Annotated in this window: 2 protein-coding genes; one reads left to right on the forward strand and one right to left on the reverse strand. The window is 64.2% G+C overall.

Going from position 1 to position 2,407, the window contains the following annotated elements:
* Window positions 1–1,620 (forward strand): efflux RND transporter permease subunit (locus tag I5M_RS17745; protein WP_022722625.1); only part of this gene is annotated, 1,620 nt, incomplete at its 5' end.
* Window positions 1,621–1,648: 28 nt separating this feature from the next.
* Here the strand turns inward: I5M_RS17745 and rhuM are convergent.
* Window positions 1,649–2,407: RhuM family protein (rhuM, locus tag I5M_RS17750; RefSeq protein ID WP_040771773.1), on the reverse strand; the 759-nt coding region annotated here is incomplete at its 5' end.

The following is a 2,407-nucleotide window of genomic DNA, read 5'->3' on the forward strand; positions in this document are numbered from 1 at the left end:
CCCGTCCCGCCCGAGCAACGAGGGATCGTCTACCGGGCTTTCAACGCGATCTATACGCCGTGCGAGAATATATATGCGGCGCTGATCCGGCGCCTGGTGCGCTTCGCCATCCCGACCACGCTGGTCGGCCTCGCCCTCGTCGGCGTTGCCTTCTACGGCGTGTCGCAGGTGCCGACGAGCTTCCTGCCGTCCGAAGATCAGGGCTACTTCATCGTCAGCCTGAAGCTGCCGGATGCCGCCTCGGCACAGCGCACCGAGACTGCGGTCGGAAAGGCCGTCGAGCTGGTGCAGAAAATCCCGGGGGTCGACAGCGTCATCGGCGTTTCCGGCATTTCGCCGCTCGACAACAACGCCACGCTGTACAACGCCGGCATGCTCTATGTCGTGCTGCACGATTGGAGCGAGCGCAAGACCGCCGACCTCAGCCTCAAATCGATCGCCACCAAGGCCCACGCGGCGCTCGGAACGCTCGACGCCGCGACCGCGCTACTCATGATGCCGCCGCCGATTCAGGGCGTCGGCAACACCGGCGGCTTCACCATGATGGTGGAGATGAAGAACGGCAGCTCCGACTTCCTCCCCCCGCAGAACGCCGCCGCCGAACTCGCCGCCAACGCCGCGACCCAGAAAAGCATGGCCAGTGCCGCCTCGACCATCAAGGGCAACGTCAAGCAGCTGCGGCTGGTGGTCGACCGTATCAAGGCCGAGACGCTCGGCGTCACGGTCGGCCAGGTGTTCACCGCGGTCGAGAACTATCTCGGCTCGACCTACGTCAATCAGTTCAACAAGTTCAACAACGTCTTCCAGGTCTATGTCCAGGCCGACGCGCCGTTCCGGCTGACGCCGGTCGACGTGCTCAAGCTGAAGGTCAAGGGCTCGGGCGGCCAGATGGTGCCGCTCGGTGCCGTCGCCGCCATGACCGAAGAGGTCGGACCGCCGCTGGTGACGCTGTACAATCTCTATCCGTCGGCCACGATCGTCGGCGGCCAGGCCGCCGGCTTCAGCTCGGGCGAAGCCATGGCGCTGATGAGCGAAGTCGCCGCCAAATCGCTGCCGTCGTCGATGGGCACGGCGTGGACCGCGATGTCGTATCAGGAACAGGTGGTCGGCAATCAGATCTACTACGTGTTCGCTGTCGCGCTGCTGCTCGTGTACTTCGTGCTGGCCGGCCAATACGAGAGCTGGCTGCAGCCCTTGGCGGTGATCCTTGCCGTGCCGCTGACGCTGCTCGGCACCGTCGCAGCGCTAGAATTGTCCGGCCTGCCCAACGATCTCTACACCCAGATCGGCATCGTGCTGCTGATCGCCCTCGCCGCCAAGAACGCCATCCTGATCGTCGAATACGCCCGCGACAAACGCCACGAGGGTCTTGCCGTCGCCGAGGCCGCCGTCGAAGCCGCGCGCCAGCGCTTCCGCCCGATCCTGATGACGTCGTTCGCCTTCATCTTCGGCATGCTGCCGCTGGCGCTCGCCACCGGCGCCGGCGCCGGCGCCCGCGTCTCCCTCGGCATCGCCGTCGTCTCCGGCATGCTGGCCTCGACCGGCCTCGCCGTGCTGTTCGTGCCGGCGTTCTTCACGGTGCTGGAGCGGATCGGGGAGCGGAAGAGCGATCAGAGCTGAGCAGTCGGCCGATTGTTAGAAGCTTCGCTTAAAAATCGGACTTTCGCTGCGTCAGCCGACGCGCCTCGGCTTCTAGCTTTGCCAAATCCTCGTCGGCTTCTCGCTCCGCCTCAATCGCCTCGGCGGCCCGGCGGTCGGCGTCGAACGTATCAAACCGAGTATGGGCGATCTCGGTCATCCGTTCGTGCGACATTTGCCCCTTGCCGTGCAGAACCTCTCGTTCGTTGAACGCGAGAAAACGATCGGTCTGGGCGATCCAATCGGCCATCCGTGTTTCCTGTCGACGCGAAGCGCGGTCTTCGGCGAAGTCGAGAAACATCGTAGTCAGCCGGTTGAGCGCTTCGATTTCCTGCGCATCGAGATAGTTCTTCGACATTGTGACGTCGGTCTTGCGAACGCGCTCACCGGCCCAACTGGTCAACGCCATGTTCGGCTTGGCCGGATCGGCCCGGGCAACGATCAATTCGGCGGCGGTCTGGCCGGTGACGGCGAACACCAACTTATTCTGAATTGTGGCGAAGAAGGCTTTGGCGGTCTCGGCGCAGCCGTCATAGTCGACGCTCGTCACGGCGAACAGGTCGCGCACTTTCTGGTAGAACCGCTTCTCCGAAGACCGAATGTCCCGGATGCGGCGCAGCAATTCGTCGAAGTAATCGAGACCTCCGGGCTCCTTCAGGCGCGTGTCGTCGAGCACGAATCCCTTGATCAAGTAATCGCGCAGCACTGTGGTGCCCCAGCGCCGGAACTGGCTGCCCCGCGGGCTGCGAACCCGGTAGCCGACAGCCAA

The organism is Rhodopseudomonas sp. B29, assembly GCF_000333455.1.
GTDB lineage: Bacteria > Pseudomonadota > Alphaproteobacteria > Rhizobiales > Xanthobacteraceae > Rhodopseudomonas.